This window comes from Paenibacillus brasilensis, assembly GCF_009363115.1.
Lineage (GTDB): Bacteria > Bacillota > Bacilli > Paenibacillales > Paenibacillaceae > Paenibacillus > Paenibacillus brasilensis.
This window is the reverse complement of sequence record NZ_CP045298.1, coordinates 3,889,725-3,905,666: the sequence shown is the minus strand read 5'-3', so window position 1 is coordinate 3,905,666 and position 15,942 is coordinate 3,889,725. Positions and strand designations below refer to the sequence as shown.

Annotated in this window: 9 protein-coding genes and 1 tRNA gene; 1 reads left to right on the top strand and 9 read right to left on the bottom strand. The window is 46.4% G+C overall.

What is annotated here, in order from left to right; translation table 11 throughout:
- Window positions 1-11 precede the first annotated feature (11 nt).
- The gene (locus GCU48_RS18530) at window positions 12-2,381 is read right to left on the bottom strand and encodes an endonuclease MutS2 (RefSeq protein ID WP_152381019.1); all 2,370 of its coding nucleotides are present in this window, start codon (window positions 2,379-2,381) and stop codon (window positions 12-14) included.
- Between the two features lie 153 nt (window positions 2,382-2,534).
- Here GCU48_RS18530 and GCU48_RS18525 point away from each other — a divergent pair, with 153 nt between their 5' ends.
- The gene (locus tag GCU48_RS18525; RefSeq protein ID WP_025716146.1) at window positions 2,535-2,894 is read left to right on the top strand and encodes a phage holin family protein; all 360 of its coding nucleotides are present in this window, start codon (window positions 2,535-2,537) and stop codon (window positions 2,892-2,894) included.
- 153 nt (window positions 2,895-3,047) lie between these two features.
- On the opposite strand, the gene zapA is transcribed toward GCU48_RS18525, so the two are convergent.
- From zapA to GCU48_RS18485, 8 genes are all read right to left on the bottom strand, one after another.
- Window positions 3,048-5,072, bottom strand: coding sequence for a cell division protein ZapA (gene zapA, locus GCU48_RS18520; protein ID WP_152381018.1), 2,025 nt, complete (start codon window positions 5,070-5,072; stop codon window positions 3,048-3,050).
- Window positions 5,073-5,279: 207 nt separating this feature from the next.
- The gene (gene pheT / locus GCU48_RS18515; protein ID WP_152381017.1) at window positions 5,280-7,727 is read right to left on the bottom strand and encodes a phenylalanine--tRNA ligase subunit beta; all 2,448 of its coding nucleotides are present in this window, start codon (window positions 7,725-7,727) and stop codon (window positions 5,280-5,282) included.
- 28 nt (window positions 7,728-7,755) lie between these two features.
- Window positions 7,756-8,787, bottom strand: coding sequence for a phenylalanine--tRNA ligase subunit alpha (pheS, locus tag GCU48_RS18510; protein WP_269320821.1), 1,032 nt, complete (start codon window positions 8,785-8,787; stop codon window positions 7,756-7,758).
- Window positions 8,788-9,216: 429 nt separating this feature from the next.
- A complete protein-coding gene (locus GCU48_RS18505) occupies window positions 9,217-10,167 on the bottom strand; it encodes an ATP-binding cassette domain-containing protein (RefSeq protein WP_152381016.1) in 951 nt (316 codons plus the stop codon).
- Window positions 10,168-10,533: 366 nt separating this feature from the next.
- Window positions 10,534-11,535, bottom strand: a complete 1,002-nt coding sequence (locus tag GCU48_RS18500) for a polysaccharide lyase family 1 protein (RefSeq protein ID WP_244315763.1) — start codon at window positions 11,533-11,535, stop codon at window positions 10,534-10,536.
- A gap of 306 nt (window positions 11,536-11,841) precedes the next feature.
- Window positions 11,842-11,912, bottom strand: a tRNA-Gly gene (locus tag GCU48_RS18495).
- Window positions 11,913-12,018: 106 nt separating this feature from the next.
- The gene (locus tag GCU48_RS18490) at window positions 12,019-14,160 is read right to left on the bottom strand and encodes a bifunctional diguanylate cyclase/phosphodiesterase (protein WP_152381014.1); all 2,142 of its coding nucleotides are present in this window, start codon (window positions 14,158-14,160) and stop codon (window positions 12,019-12,021) included.
- 340 nt (window positions 14,161-14,500) lie between these two features.
- A complete protein-coding gene (locus tag GCU48_RS18485) occupies window positions 14,501-15,604 on the bottom strand; it encodes an ATP-binding protein (RefSeq protein ID WP_152381013.1) in 1,104 nt (367 codons plus the stop codon).
- Window positions 15,605-15,942 lie beyond the last annotated feature (338 nt).

Here is a 15,942-nt window from a genome sequence, read left to right as displayed (position 1 = left end):
GAACGCGTAACTCATTCCAATTCAGCAACAGTTACCCCTGTGCCGCCTTCATTGTAATTACCAATCCGATAGCTTTTCACATGCTTATGCTTGCGAAGATATTCCTGAATGCCAGTGCGCAAAACTCCCGTACCCTTGCCATGAATAATGTGAACCTGCCCCAGATTGGCTAAAAACGCTTCATCCATAAAGCGATCTACCTCGATCAGGGCTTCCTCCACATTCGCTCCGCGAAGATCAAGCTCATTGCGTATATTATCATCCCGTGTTCGTTTGACGCCTGTCACTGGCTTCTGAGCCCTTGGTGCAGTTGTTTGAGCAGGCTGCAGCAGTTCCAAATCATCCAGACTGACCTTCATTTTCATGATACCCAGTTGAACGACAGCTTCCTTGCTACCAGCAAGCTCGACCACGTGGCCTTTTTTGTTCAGACTATGAACTGATACCTCATCTCCGGCCATAATAGAACGAGTACGTGTGGCAGCAGCACGTTTGACTGTATTCTTCTTGCGTTGCTTTGGTTCAGCCTCATCCAGCTCTTTACGAGCTGCAATCAGCTTATGCTCCTTAACTGAAGCTCCTTCTTCCTGAGCGAGTTTACGCAAATCGCTAATGATTTTCTCCGCTTCACTTCGAGCCTTATCCACGAGAACTCTTGCTTCATCCTCGGCTTTTTCCAGCATACGATCCCGTTGTGACTCCAGCTTATCCAGCTCAGTCTGGTGACGGCTGCGCAAAGCTTCCATTTCCCTGCGCAGCTGCTCTGCCTTTTCCCGCTCCTGCTCAGCCGTCAGACGGTTCTGCTCCAGTGACGCGATCATGTGCTCGACGCGCTGGTCTTCTTCCGTTACCTCGCCACGGGCATAATCTAAAATACGGCTCGGCAAGCCCAATCGCTCGGCAATGGCAAAAGCGTTGCTTCGTCCAGGTACACCGACCAAAAAACGGTAAGTTGGGCTTAATGTAGCGACATCAAACTCCATGCTTGCATTAATGATTCCTTTGCGCTCATAGGCATACGCCTTCAATTCACTATAGTGCGTCGTCGCAACCATGCGGCAACCCATGGCATGCATATGCTCCAAAATAGATACGGCCAGAGCCGAGCCTTCCGCAGGGTCCGTCCCTGCTCCCACCTCGTCAAGCAGCACAAGACTTTTAGGTGTCATATTTTTCAGGATGCTAATGATGTTGGTCATATGGCTGGAAAAGGTACTCAAGTTTTGCTCAATGCTCTGCTCGTCACCAATATCCGCATAGATTGCATCAAATACGCATAGCTGACTTTCATCCTCAACAGGTACAAAAAGTCCCGACATCGCCATCAGGCTTAGCAGACCGATGGTTTTCAGGGTAACGGTTTTCCCCCCTGTATTCGGTCCCGTTACGATAATGGAGGTATAGGAATTGCCCAGTTCCACGTCAATGGGAACAACTTGCTCCAACGGGATTAGAGGATGTCTGCCTTTTTTCAGCTTTAAGTACCCGCGGTCATTCATCAAAGGCAAGGTAGCCTTCATTTCACGGGCAAGACGCGCTTTGGCAAAAATAAAATCGAGATTGCCCAAAATGTCCACATCATACAACAGCATATCCGCTTGTTCGGCGACAAGTGCGGTCAGCTTTTGTAAAATGACTTCAATTTCACGTTCTTCTCTCAGCCGTGTTTCCCTCAGCTTGTTGTTCATAGCTACAATCGATTCAGGCTCGATAAACAGCGTAGCACCGGACCCGGATTGATCATGCACGATTCCGCCAAAATAAGAACGGTATTCTGCCTTGACCGGGATTACAAAACGATCTCCGCGAATCGTAATCAACTGATCCTGCAGCATTTTGGAGACGGTGGAGGAACGAATCATGGAATCAAGCTTTTCACGAATACGCACTTCACCTGAGCGCAGCTCCCGGCGAATTTGTGAAAGCTCTGTACTGGCAGAATCCAGCACCTCTGCGTTTTCATCAATACAGCCTTTAATCGAGTTCTCCAAGCCTCTCTGCTCAGAAAGCTGCTCACTCCAAAACAGCAAGGTTTCGACAGGATTTTCCTCATGCAGACTTGCTACGTACACTTGTATACGACGCGCAGCCTGTACTGTAGTCCGAATGCTTAGCAGCTCTTGCGGACTTAGCGTTCCGCCAATACGGGCGCGTTTTACCGCCGGAGTAATATCCACCACTCCGTTAAATGAAGGCACTCCTTTGAGCCGATCAGCGGCATAGGCTTCATCCGTGCCTTTCAGCATTTTCTTGATATGTTCCAAATCATCGCTGGGCTGTAGTTGAAGAACTTTTTGCTGGCCCGTTGCCGTTTGGGCATAGTGACTTAGTTTATTTAGAATTTTTTTGTATTCAAGGGTTTTAAAAATTTTAGAGTCCAACTTCACTACTCCTTTCACTTATATCTATATTATACCGAAAGCCGCAAACTTACGCTATTTGCCAACACTGTTTTACACATAAGAAAGCTCCTTATGCCACACACTAACCTTTGTCTAACCCTGTAAATTCAAAAAAACGAAGGAGGTTATTCCGTGAGCATTCTTGGGCACATTGTACGTTTCATCGTGGCCGCTCTGGTTCTGATGGTCGTAAGCTGGATCGTTCCCGGATTTAGTGTAGGCGGCTTTTGGAGCGCCCTGATCCTTGCGATTGTCATTGCCTTGATTGGTTATATCATTGAGGCCATGTTCGGTCGGCGCGTTTCTCCATTCGGACGCGGTATCGTAGGTTTTCTGGTGAGCGCTCTGGTTATCTGGGTATCTCAATATATTGTGACCAGTGTGAGTGTTTCTGTAATGGGTGCATTGCTCGCTGCATTGGTTATCGGGATTATAGATCTGTTCATTCCGGTAACGACACCTTTTGAAGCTGGTCGTAAGGCCAAGGATTAATTTCGGTTTACATTGCGGCAAAGCTGTCCCAAGCAGATTTGTTCTGCCAAAGGACAGCTTTTTGTCATGTACACAACACTTACGTGATCCAATATACAAATAAGTCCCCGGCGATAAGCAGCCGGGGATTTGCGTTACATCTATAATCCGTATCTACTGATCCTGTTCGATAAGCTCAATCCATTCATTGTACTCCGTTTGAAGCTTAGTGTATTCTTCCTGTAATTGATGCAATTCCGTTGAAATCTTTTCTGTATTTTCCCGATCTACATCCTGTTGAACTTGTAAAAGACGAAGCTGATGAGCCGCCATTTCATATTTTTGCCCTACTTCATTAAGCTCAGACTGTAGAGCAAGCCGTTCCTGCTCTACAGATTGCTGTTCAGCCTTCGCCGTTTCGGCAGCTTCAACTGCCAAACGAATCTCCTCCTGCAGTTGCTCCCTTTGCTCAACCGTTACAGCGATTTCACGTTCCCACGCAGCAAATTCTTCCTTACGTACAGCATCTTCAGCCTCCCAACGTTCTACCTCGGCCTTCAACTGCTCATATTTAAGTTGCCACTCCAACAATTCCTCTTCAGTACGCTCCAATTCACTTTGCCGTTCGCTATCTTCGCGCTGGAGTTTCTTTATGTTCTGCTCTAATTGCTCAGCACGGCTCTTTATGCTGCTGTGCTGCTCCTGAAGCATGTTGTACGCCCGAATTCCTTCCTGCTCACGATCGTTTGCCTGCTCCAGCTCATCCTGAACTTGTATTAGCTCAGACGAAAGCTCCTTGATTTTGGCTTCCAGCTGTAACAGATGCTGCTGTTGTACAGCAAACTTGCTATTAACAGCTTCTACTTCAGCCTCCGCATGCTGCAATTGCTCCTGCGTTACTTCCTTCTGCTCACGTGCCTCCTGTATCAAAAGCTTCAGTTCATCAACAGCATGCTGACGTTCCTCAGCAAGCTTCTGCCATGACTTCTCGCTTTCAGCCAGTGCAGCCAGTTCGCTTTGCAACTTGCGAGAGGAAACATGTGCTTGCTCCAGCAGCTTCTGCATCCGGCGCTGCTCTTCCTCTAGCTTAGCTGCTTGCTGCTGCACAGCCTTGGCTTCCGTAGCCAAAAGATCATAACGGCCTTGCAGCTCTTCACGCGCAAGCACATCCGCCTGTTCCCGTTCTGCTGCGACCTTCCGCTGTGTTTCCAGCTGGGATTCCAGCTCGGATTGCTGCTGCTTCAATACGGTTGCTTGCTCTTGCGCTTCTCTTAAGCGGGTTGCCAGCTCTGCTTTGCCTGCCTGCAACTCGTCCAATTGCTCCTGAAGCTCCTCGATCCGTATCTCCTGCTCCAGTGCAGCTTCCTCGGCTCGTTTCTCCGCTTCCTGGTACTGGAGATTTTTCTCACTTAGCTCTTGCTGCGCCTGTGTACGCTCCTGCTCCAGCTGCTCATTGAGCCCGGACCACTTGGTTTGCCATTCAGTTGCCTTCTGGCTATGCTCCTGCTGCAAAGCAGCACGCAGCTTGTCCAATTCTGTACGCTGACGTTCCTGATGAGTCTTCTCCGCAGCCAAAAGCTTGGCTTCAGCCTGTTTTGCTGCCTCAGCCAAATCCTTCTTCGATTGCTCTTCCACTTGCCGCATACGTGCATTTGCGGCTTCCTGCTGCTCTTTCAATTTGCGGGAAGCTTCCTGACGGGACTCCTCTAATTCACGTTTAGCCTGCTTTTGTTCATTTTCAAGCTCGGCTGCTTTTTTCTCCTGCTGTTCCAGCCTTTTCCTCAATTCAGCAATTTCCTTGGCTGATATGGATTCGGTTTCTGCCAATTTCTTCTGGCTTGCTTCCTTCTCTTCCTTCAATTGAATAAGAGACTGCTGCATATCTGTATTTTTCTGCTGCTGTTCTCCAAGGGCTGTCTGGAGCTGTGCCAGCTCTCCCCGAAGTTCTGCACGTTCTGCGGCTAATCGGTTCATATGGCTCTGAATTTCCTGAATTTGTACGGCCTCTTCTGCCATATGGACTGCAGCCAGCACGGCAATTCGGGGCATATCCAGACGCGAATGAGCTTGAGAAATACTGTGCATGCGTTCATCCACGTAATTGGCAACCTGTTTCATATAATCGGGATTACTGCCGACGAGTCTATAAGAAGTACCGTAGATCTCTACAGTGACGCGAGTGCGATCCGGTGTAGTCACAATTATGCCCTCCTTCAATACTACTGTATGTCGATTCTAAGTTGTATCCGGTTCTATGGTACCCCGCCCTTCGTGAAGCGTTCAACCCCATAGTCCGGCTTCCCCGCAGCGGGTGAATATCAGAGTAGAGAGCTTCAATGATGATAGGCCAAAAAGCCGTATCGAACCTCTGTCACTAAGATTCGATACGGCTTCACGCATTTCCTGCTACTTTCTCAATTCCGCTCCAAAAGTTTGTTCCAGAGACGTAACGACAGGAGAATGCGCCGCATTAATCTCTTCATCCGTAAGCGTGTGCTCCCAATGACGGTAGGTCAGGGAAATAGCCACGCTCTTCTTGTCCTCACCAAGCTTGCTGCCAGTAAATACATCAAACACCCGTGCATCCTGCAACAGCTCTCCACCTGCAGCGTAAATAACACGAAGCAGTTCGCCTGCCTCAACGTCTTTGTCAACCACGAGGGCAATGTCACGTTCCACAGACGGGAAACGAGCGAGCTCTCTAAATTGGATGTGACTGTTGGCATGTTCAATGACTTGCTGTAAAGCAATTTCCGCCACATACGTATCATTCAGCCCATAAGACTGCTGCAGTTCCGGATGGATCTGCCCAATCGTACCGATCCGCCGGGAATTCCCATTCACATCCAGCCATACCGATGCAGAACGTCCCGGATGATAATTTTGTGGTTGATCAGCTACATAACGAACGCTTCCACTCAACCCGAAATAGTCGAACACCGTTTCAAGCGCCCCTTTAATATCAAAGAAATCGACCTTCTCAGCACCAATATTCCATTGTTTTTCACGACGCACTCCAGTCAACAGCAGACTGAGCACTTGAATTTCATGCGGCTGACGAGTTAATGTTTGCTCTTCTGTAAAAAATACAGTGCCTGTTTCAAAAATCGCCAGGTTTTCCTGCTTCCGATTCATATTGTATACCGCTGTATCCAACATCTGTGGGATAATGCTCGTGCGCAAAACGCTGCGGTCTTCACTCATAGGCATTGCCAAACGAACCGGCTGGCTGCCTTCTGTCAGGGCATTAAACATCCCTGTACTCTGCGGATGCACAAACGAATAGCTGATGGTCTCTTGCCAGCCGCCATGCACCAGCAATTTGCGCAGCGAGCGACGCAGTGATTGCGATGCCGTCAATGCACCCGGAGTTGTCGGCCCTTCAATAGGCGTAGTCGGAATGTTATCGTAACCGTACAGACGAGCCACTTCTTCGATAAGATCCACATCAATGGTAATATCCCCGCGGCGCGTAGGCACTTCAACTTCCATAACGCCTGGCTCTGCATCTCCGCAGCCAAAATGCAGTCTGCCAAAAATCGTTTTAACCTCAAGCAGCGACAGTTCGGTTCCCAAATATCGGTTTATTTTATCCAGCGACAGCTTGATAATGCGATTTTCAGCTTTTGCAGAAGCAGCCTCCACGATCCCCTGGTGTACAGTTCCCCCTGCGTAGCGCTGAATCAGCGCAGCTGCACGATTCACAGCAGGTATAACTGCACCTAGATCAACCTCTTTTTCAAAACGCAGACTTGCTTCCGAACGTAGTCCAAGTTGACGGGAGGTTTTGCGAACCGTACCGCCATCAAACTTCGCGGATTCCAGTGCAATGCTGACCGTCGCATCCGTAACCTCGGAATTGGCTCCACCCATCACGCCTGCCAATGCAATCGGCTTCACACCGTCTGTAATCAGCAGCATATGCGGCTCCAGCTTGCGTTCCTGATCATCCAGTGTAATTAATGTTTCGCCTGCGCGAGCGAGTCGGACTTCAATGTTGCCATTTTCCAGCTTATCCGCGTCAAAAGCATGCAACGGCTGGCCGTATTCCAGCATGACATAGTTCGTAATATCTACGATGTTGTTGATCGGACGAATACCCGCCGCCATCAGGCGGTTTTGAATCCACAATGGGGAAGCCCCCACTTTTACTCCTGTAATATAACGGGCTGCATAGTGCGTACACAGCTCAGGAGTATCCACTTTCACGGACAAATGGTCTGCCGCTGCATCGCTGATTTCCACCAGATCCTTCGCCGGGTCAGTCAATGAAATATCGCGACCCAGAATGGCGCTTACTTCATAGGCTGCTCCGTGCATGCTCAAGCAGTCCGAACGGTTCGGTGTCAAATCAAAATCCAGTACGTAATCATCCAGCCCCAAAAGCTTCGTAATTGGCGTACCAATTTCAGCATCCTCTGGCAGCACTAAAATACCTTCCTGCAATTCTTTTGGCAGCAGCTTATCATTCATACCGAGTTCCTTAGCCGAGCAGATCATGCCCATGGACACAACCCCACGCAGCTTGGCCTTCTTAATATGAAAATCTCCCGGTAGCTTTGCACCTACAACGGCAACAGGAACCTTTTGACCTGCGTCCACGTTTTTGGCACCACACACGATTTGCAGATCTTCTCCCTGACCCGCATCAACAATACACACATTCAGCTTGTCTGCATCCGGATGCTTTTCCTTGCTTTTGACATAACCGACAACAACGCCAGTAATCCCTTGGTTGCGATGTTCGACTTCATCTATTTCAATGCCCGAACGGGTGATTTTCTCTGCCAGCTCCTCCGCGCTCACCTGATCCAGCGATACATAATCGGACAGCCACTCGAATGATACTTTCATATGGGTTCACTTCCCTTGATATAGTTATTTATTGACGTGCAAACTGTTTCAAGAACGACAGGTCGCTATTATAGAAATGACGAATATCGTCAATACCGTATTTCAAAATGGCAATCCGCTCTACACCCATGCCGAATGCAAAACCACTGTACACCTCGGGATCAAAACCACCCATTTCCAGCACTTTTGGATGCACCATTCCACAGCCCAGAATTTCGATCCATACGCGTTCGCCATTTTTCTTCACAAAGGTAACGTCAACCTCAGCACTCGGCTCGGTGAATGGAAAAAAGCTTGGACGCAGTCGAATTTCGGTCGATTCCCCGAACATTTCGCGTGCAAATTGCAGCAAGGTTCCTTTTAAATCACTCATACGAATGTCTTTCCCAACCACAAGACCCTCAATTTGGTGGAATTGGAAGGAATGTGTTGCATCGTCATCATCACGGCGGAAAACCGTGCCTGGACAAATGACCTTAATAGGTGTTTCACCCTTCATGGCTTCCATCGCACGAATCTGAACTGGTGACGTATGGGTACGCATTAACAGATCCTCGGTCAGATAAAACGAATCCTGCATATCACGTGCCGGATGATTTTTAGGCAGATTTAATGCTTCGAAGTTGTAATAATCCGTCTCTGCCTGCGGCCCCTCTGCAACTCGGTAACCCAAGCCTGTGAAAATGTCTTCTATTTGCTCAATCACTTTGTTGAGCGGGTGAACTCCACCTTGTGGCAGTGCGCGCCCGGGCAGCGTAACGTCGATTTTTTCAGCTTGCAAGCGCTCATTCGTCTCTGCTTTCGTGAACTCGTCCTGTTTGCGGTTGACAACTTCTTCAATCGCCTCACGCACTTCATTGGCTACCTGCCCAACCACTGGACGCTCTTCCGCACTCAGCTTGCCCATACCACGCAAAATCTCAGTCAACGCACCCTTTTTACCTGAATACTTAACCCGCAGATCAGCCAGTTCCTTGGCTGTTGCCACCTTCTCCAATACTTCCAGTGCTTCTTCCTTCAAGGCCAGCAAATGTTCCTTCATTTGGATGGTTTCGCTCATCGCCCGTTCAGTCCCCTTTCTTCATCTCCAGCTTTTCAGACAACAAAAAAAGGTCCTTTCTCCCGGTAAGGGACGAAAAGACCGTGGTACCACCCTCGTTAGACAATCAAGCTCAGCTCACCTATTATTCTGCCTTTCGGCAATACAGGTGCTTATTCACGCTATGCATCATCATCTCGCTCTGCACGTTGTAACGGTCGTGAACCGGTATCCTCTACTTGCCCATTCGTCATCTACATGACGCTTGAGGTTCAAGGAACTGCTCCGGAGCGAACTTCAACAGCCCATTATTTGCAGAAACGCTCTCAATCCTACGACGCTTCCTCCCTGTTCAATCGGACACTGTCTACTCTTCTCCATCAAGACATTTTCAATTTCAAACTATTGTTCATTATTATATGCAAACTACCGCGCTTTGGCAAGCAGGGCCTACACTTCATTCTTATGAATACTTGAAAAATCCAGCCGATCCAGTCTGGCGCGAATGCGTCTGATTTCGCTCAGATGCTCATCGTTCCCGTCCATTATACCCGTCATGCCCATCAGCTCCGTCAGTCGCAACTGTAATCGTAGACGCTCTTCTCGTTGCTCCTGATCCTCTGGCTCCCGTTGACGGCTTCGCTCGTCTTCTTGCTTTTCATCGGCTGTTCCCTGATAGATTTCATACCCGCCTCCCGGCTTCATATCGAGCAAGCGGTTTGCCACGCTCCGCACCAGTTCCCGATCATGCGAGACAAGCACCAGCGCCCCGTCGTAGCTGCGCAAAGAATCCTCTACAATTTCTCGAGTTTCAATATCAAAGTAGTTCGTCGGCTCATCCAGCACCAGCAGCTTCGGCTGGCTGACCATCAGCCCGGCCAACCGCACTCTGGTCTTTTGCCCGCCGCTCAGATCGCCATAGGCAATAGACCACGTCTCCGCAGGCATTCCCATTCGGGTAAGCGCCTTTTCCACCTCAGACTCCCAGGCAAAGCCTTGCAGGCGTTCGTATTCATCCCTCAGTTCGCCGTAACGCTCCAGGTGATGCTCCGCGTCCTTTCCAGCATCGGCCAGGTCAGCTTCCAGCTGTCCCAACGCTTGCTTGAGGTGCCAGTGCTGTGGGCTGGCCTGCTGTGCAGCCTCCAGTGCCGTCCGGGACAAATTCACCGTATCCTGCTGTTTCAGCCAGCCACGCTCTTCCAGCGGTAAATCATGCTCTACTTGACCAGAAGTTGGCGCTTCATCTCCGAGTAATATTCGTAATAGCGTCGTTTTTCCCGCTCCATTTCTTCCAAACAGCGTGAGCCGTTCTCCCTCCGTCACTTCCAGCGATATATTCTCAAACAAAGGGATTCCGTTCCATTCCTTTACTACATTGCGAACACGTAAAATGGTTTTCATACCATCATCATCCTTTCCCAGTCCGGTCTTCACGCCGGAAGCAATAAAAAAAAGCCGCAGAAGGCTGCGGCTTGCATACAAGGAAAATAGAATGACTACTATGATCGTTTCAGAACATACGCTTATGCAAAAATAAAACCATGAACGAAAAAACCGACTCCCGTTCCGGAATAAACGCATACGTCCCAACTCTCATTTCAGACACACTTCTCCCGTTGCAGCTTGCAGCCGCCTGCCAGTAACTGTGCAGTTCAATGGGAAAATCAGTGTGCTTACTTAATCGGACGTATGGTTACCTTCCTTTTCATGGGATGCTTGCTTGAAGTCAGTATAGCAGATAAAAATGCATTTGCAATAAATTGAGAGTTATTTCCCAAATACCAAGGTTGTATTGGACGAACCGGCATATTTAGTTACAAACTCTTTGGTATATTCAGGCGTTTGAACCTGGTAGCTGTAGTTCTTGCTTGGATTCCAGCTGGTTACACGCGATTTTTGGTTTTTGATGGCGGGAAAACTCCCCACGTCTTTAAACTCGCCATTGGCTTTATCATCAAGAATACCACCTTTTTCACTACCTTTGCCAAAGCAGTTGTACTCGGAATAAATTCTTGCATTCGTAGCTATGGTGTAAGCCAGTTGGAAGTTATTAATATAGTTATTTTTAACATGGAAATATCCATATCTCATAAGCCCTGGGCCACGGACAAGCAAGTTTTCAAAATAATTATTGGCAATTGTGATATGGGGCATGCCATCATAATTTTTATTACCGTCATCAGGATAACCCAGAATAAGACCATATTTATGATTAGCAAACTTCGAATTACTGATGGTTACATAATCGGCCGATTGCCCTATATACAAAAGCTTGTCCAAATCCGAACCATTCGGATCATAATTGTGACCCGCAAAAGTAACGTGATCAATCCAATAGTTAGTCCCCGCAGTAAGATATAACTGGATGTCATCGTTACCGTTAATGTTGGCACTGTGTTCAAAAGTTAAGTTTTGAAAGATTACATTTCCTGAATTAGCTGTTGTTTTCAAATGAATATTGACCAGCTTGTTTTGCGCGTAAGAACCAATGAGCGATTTGTTGGAGCCGATATTGACAACGGTTTTGGAGGAGGCAGAAATATTCTTTTCAATCACCAAAATTTTTGGAGTGGAATCCCCTAACTGGTTTTTCAAATCGTTAAGATTGTTGATATAGATAACCTGACCGTTCTTGCCCCCGGTTGTACTAGGCTTGGAAGCTCCATTTTCATTTTTAGTCTGTCCAGCAAAGCCAGTCATTCCGTTCGTTGACGTATTCGGAAAGTCAGCTGCAGCGAACGCAGAGCTTACCGGAAAGGTAAAAAGCACAAACGTTAACACTAAAAAAAGAAGATAATTTTCCCTTATTACAGTTACATCATCCTTTTTTTATATTATATCCCATTTATATAACTATACTTATTTTTCATAAAATGCTAAATAATTCTCTTTATCTGTTTATTTATAGCATATAAGCGAAATATTCGGATTTTTATTTGTATAACATTGTAAAATAGTTCATAAGAACGCAAAAAAGCCGGGATGCCCAAGGCCCCTGGCTAAAATGTGTTCATCTAATTACGAACAAAATAAAAACCCTTGCTTCACAAGGGTTTCTAATGTCTTAAAACAGAAAGCGGGTGATGGGAATCGAACCCACGCTATCAGCTTGGAAGGCTGAAGTTCTACCATTGAACTACACCCGCATTTTAAAACATCTCAATTCTTATGTGGACACGCTCAAGCTATTGTCAAACAACTGAATCAGGATGTTATATAGTATAACTCACCTATCTGTAAAATGCAAGTAAACTACATACTATCCTGAGACAGCCAATTCATAGGCTCACGCAAAAATAATTTTTCAAAGGCTTCTGCCGGAATGGGACGGCTAAAGTAATACCCCTGTCCTTCATGGCATTCCTGGGCCTGCAAAAAATGAAGCTGCTCCTCGTTTTCCACGCCTTCTGCTGTAACCTTCAGCTTCAAATGGTGAGCCATGGAGGCAATGGTAGATACGATGGCTGCATTTTTGCTGTCGACCAGTACCTCATTTACAAAAGAACGATCAATTTTAAGACGGTCTATCGGAAGATTTTTTAAATAATGCAGCGAGCTGTAGCCTGTACCAAAATCGTCGATACTGATTGCAACCCCGATGGCCTTTATTTTCTTCAATTGTTCAAAAGCCCGATCCTTGTCAAAGGTCATACTTTCGGTAATCTCCAGCTCCAGATAGCACGGTTCCAGTTTTGTATAGTCCAAAATACCCCGAATGACATCCACCAGTTTGATTTGCTGAAATTGGCGCATGGATAAATTGACCGATATCGGGATCGGTTGGTATCCCGCCTCCTGCCAGCGCTTGTTTTGTAGACATGCCTCCCGTAGCACCCACTCTCCCAACGGCACGATCAAACCGCTTTCTTCGGCCACCGAAATAAAATCTCCCGGCATCACCATCCCACGCTGGGGATGATTCCAACGCACTAATGCCTCAAAACTGGTTAACTCGCCACTTCGCAGATGAACACGTGGCTGATATACCAATGAAAATTCTTCATTTTCAAGTGCGCGCCGCAGATCATTTTCCAATTGGAGTCTTTCATGCGCTCGCATCTGCATCACACTGGTATACTGCTGAAAATTCACTCCTTGCTCCTTGGCACTATGAACAGCAGTATCCGCATGCTGAATAAGTTTCTCACTCAGATCGGCGTCCAATGGGTACATAGCTATACCTACGCTTACCATTACATGATAAGACTCTCCACTAATATTAAAAGGCTGATCGAACAGCTTCACCATATCATCAATCCGATTCCTCATGGCTCCCATATCTTCGTGCCCTGTTAGAAGAAATGCAAATTCATCTCCACCCATGCTGAAGACCTCTTCCCCCTCATGGCTAAAATGTCCCAAGCGTTCACCTACCGCATACAGCAGGTAATTCCCAGCCATATGTCCGAGCGAATCATTAATCGTTTTGAAACGATCAATATTCAGCACTAAAAGCGCTAAGGTCTCCTCCGATTTCAACGAATCGCGCAACAATTTATCCAGACGCTGGGACAGTCGGCGGCGGTTCGGAAGTCCTGTAATATCATCAGTATAGGCAATGAAATTAAATTCAGATTCTGCCGCCTGCTTTTCCCGGTAGGGAACTAAAACCATTTGCCGGACCAAACCGTTCAGCAGATTATAAAACGCCATCGTATTGATCAAAAGTCCCATAAGATGATTGACATCGCTCATTTGCTCAGAAAACATATAGAACAACTGGCTCACAACACAAAGTCCATTCCCACGAATAATAAGAAACATGCTATATTCCGCCGGGAGGAATTCGCGATATCTTCGTAAACCGAAGATAATAGTAGACACGAGCAGCAACATAACCACCAGATTCAGCATCCATCCGGGATTTTCAAATTCAGGCTTTATACGAAGATCCGGTAATTCGGTACCATAAGCCTTAATAACCCCTAGTATGAGCAAAATACAGCTTATACCTGCCCACAAAGCAATTGTCTTGTATCCTGACTTTGTTTTTCTATAGGGGAGCAAACAAATGATTAAGAACATGATAGCAGTAAAGGCTCGATTCACAAACAAAAGCCATAACGAAATATTCGAAGACAAAGAAAGATCTGTCAGGCTTAGGAAACTAACCGAAACGATATGAACAAGGTATAGCATTCCTGCCACTAGAAATGTGGGCGCAATAAAAAGTCTCTGCAAGGATAGTTGCTCCAGCAGAACGGACCAGGATTGATAAAAAATAGAAAAACAAATCGCGGCGCAGGCAAAACCTATAACTGGATATGCCAAGAAATAAATATTATGAGAGTATATCTTATCCAAAGTTACATGAAATAACTGAACCAAGATAAACAAACCTATCGCAGCAATACCAATGCCAATCGTTTTCTTTATTTCCAGTCGTATACTCATTCAGCCTCTTCAGCCCCCTGCATATCGGAGATTCCGATCATCTAAGACGTTTGACAACTTTGGAAGCCGTTGTTTAAGTCTAGGGTATCAAAAATAATGTTGTATGCTGGTATATAATAGCATTTAATCTGTGAAAGGTGAATCTTTTTTTAGTCTTATATTCATGAATTCATTTTCGCACTCACGCAAAAAAAACGAGCTTACAGTCCCAAAAAAGCGCATAATCTTTTCAGATTATGCGCTCCAGGCGACCTTTTTCAACATTGTGATACCTATACTCCAGCGCAGCACAAGACAAAAGAATTTGCACTCAGCACTCCTTTGCGAAAACTGTACATTTTTAAACCACAGGAAGCGTGATTTTAAATTGTGTCCCCCCTCCATGCTTACTGTCTACATGAATAAAACCTCCGTGATTTTTGATAATTCGATAGCTCACAGCCAGTCCCAGACCAGTTCCACTTTCTTTCGTTGTAAAAAAAGGATCGAATAAACGCGACAATGTATTGTGATCCATACCCAATCCGTTATCTTCAATGCAAATGTGGACATAGGAGCCTTCAAGCACCGTATGGATATCAATGCATCCCTCTCGTTCATCACTGATGCTTTCAATGGCATCCATCGCATTTTTTATCATATTGAGAATAACCTGCTTAATCTGCTTTACATCAATGGAAACCCTCATGAGCTCTTCATTTTCATCCAGTGCGATCTGGCAGCCTTTCATCAATGCCTCGCTTTCTGTCAGCATCACAACCTCTTTCAGCAATCCCATCACAGATACAGCCGTTTTTTGCGGAGCCGAAGGCTTGGACGAATTCAAAAACTCGTAAATAATGTCGTTTGCACGATCAATTTCGGTTAAAATAATGCGGGCATACTCATCTCTGCCCAGCTCCATCAAATGTGGTCGAAGTAACTGAATAAAACCCCGAATTGCAGTAAGCGGATTACGGATTTCATGGGCTATGGAAGCAGAGATGCGTCCCAGCATCGCCAGCTTGTCATTTTGGTATGCCGTCTGTTCAATCTGCTTATAATCCGACACATCCTTGACACTAAACAAAAAATTGCCGTCCATCTGATCCCCGTAGGTCACTGTTATCAACCAATGCCGACCATACTCATCAATTAACTCGTGATAGCGCTTTCTATGAAAGATAGTTTCTTTATAAATCCGCACAATTTTCTTCTTCTTAAACCGACTTAACTCAGGATGATGCAAAATTTGCATCAGGTTGCGACCCGCCAGCGAACTACGTGGTAATTCCAGCAATTTCGCCATTTGAACGTTAATAAAGGTCAGTACCCCGTCACTGTCAAACAGCATGATACCACTATCCAGGTTCTCCAGCACATTTTCATACTTGTTATTGGCGATCTGTGTGGGAGGGCAAGCTCCCACGGTATCAAGCAAGGCTTCTTGGAATTCACTGATCATGCCAGGCTTCCCCCTTGTTTCGGAATGATAAACTGGCCGTATCGGACGCGTAACATTCTTGCAGAAGAGAAAGACAATCTATCGACTACCCTTCAATGGTGTAGAAAACAGATCCACATAAATCCGACCATCTCTTTCCAATTCGAGTCTTATTTTATGATAGACAAGATCAAGGATTCGAGTCAATCGGAAAAAGTGTCGAATCCAAATTTTTATCCCGTTTTCTTTCGTCATAATATATGCGCAACATTACCAAAACGAAAGAATAAGTTAGGAATAGGCGCCCTACACACCAAAGAAGCTCTCAATTCTCGAGAGCTTCTTTGGTGTGTAGGAAG

Coding starts and splice junctions, on each gene's coding strand:
- pheT (WP_152381017.1), bottom strand. CDS start 7,727: ATGAAAGTATCATTCGAGTGGCTGTCCGATTATGTATCGCTGGATCAG.
- pheS (WP_269320821.1), bottom strand. CDS start 8,787: ATGAGCGAAACCATCCAAATGAAGGAACATTTGCTGGCCTTGAAGGAA.
- GCU48_RS18505 (WP_152381016.1), bottom strand. CDS start 10,167: ATGAAAACCATTTTACGTGTTCGCAATGTAGTAAAGGAATGGAACGGA.
- GCU48_RS18490 (WP_152381014.1), bottom strand. CDS start 14,160: ATGAGTATACGACTGGAAATAAAGAAAACGATTGGCATTGGTATTGCT.
- GCU48_RS18485 (WP_152381013.1), bottom strand. CDS start 15,604: ATGATCAGTGAATTCCAAGAAGCCTTGCTTGATACCGTGGGAGCTTGC.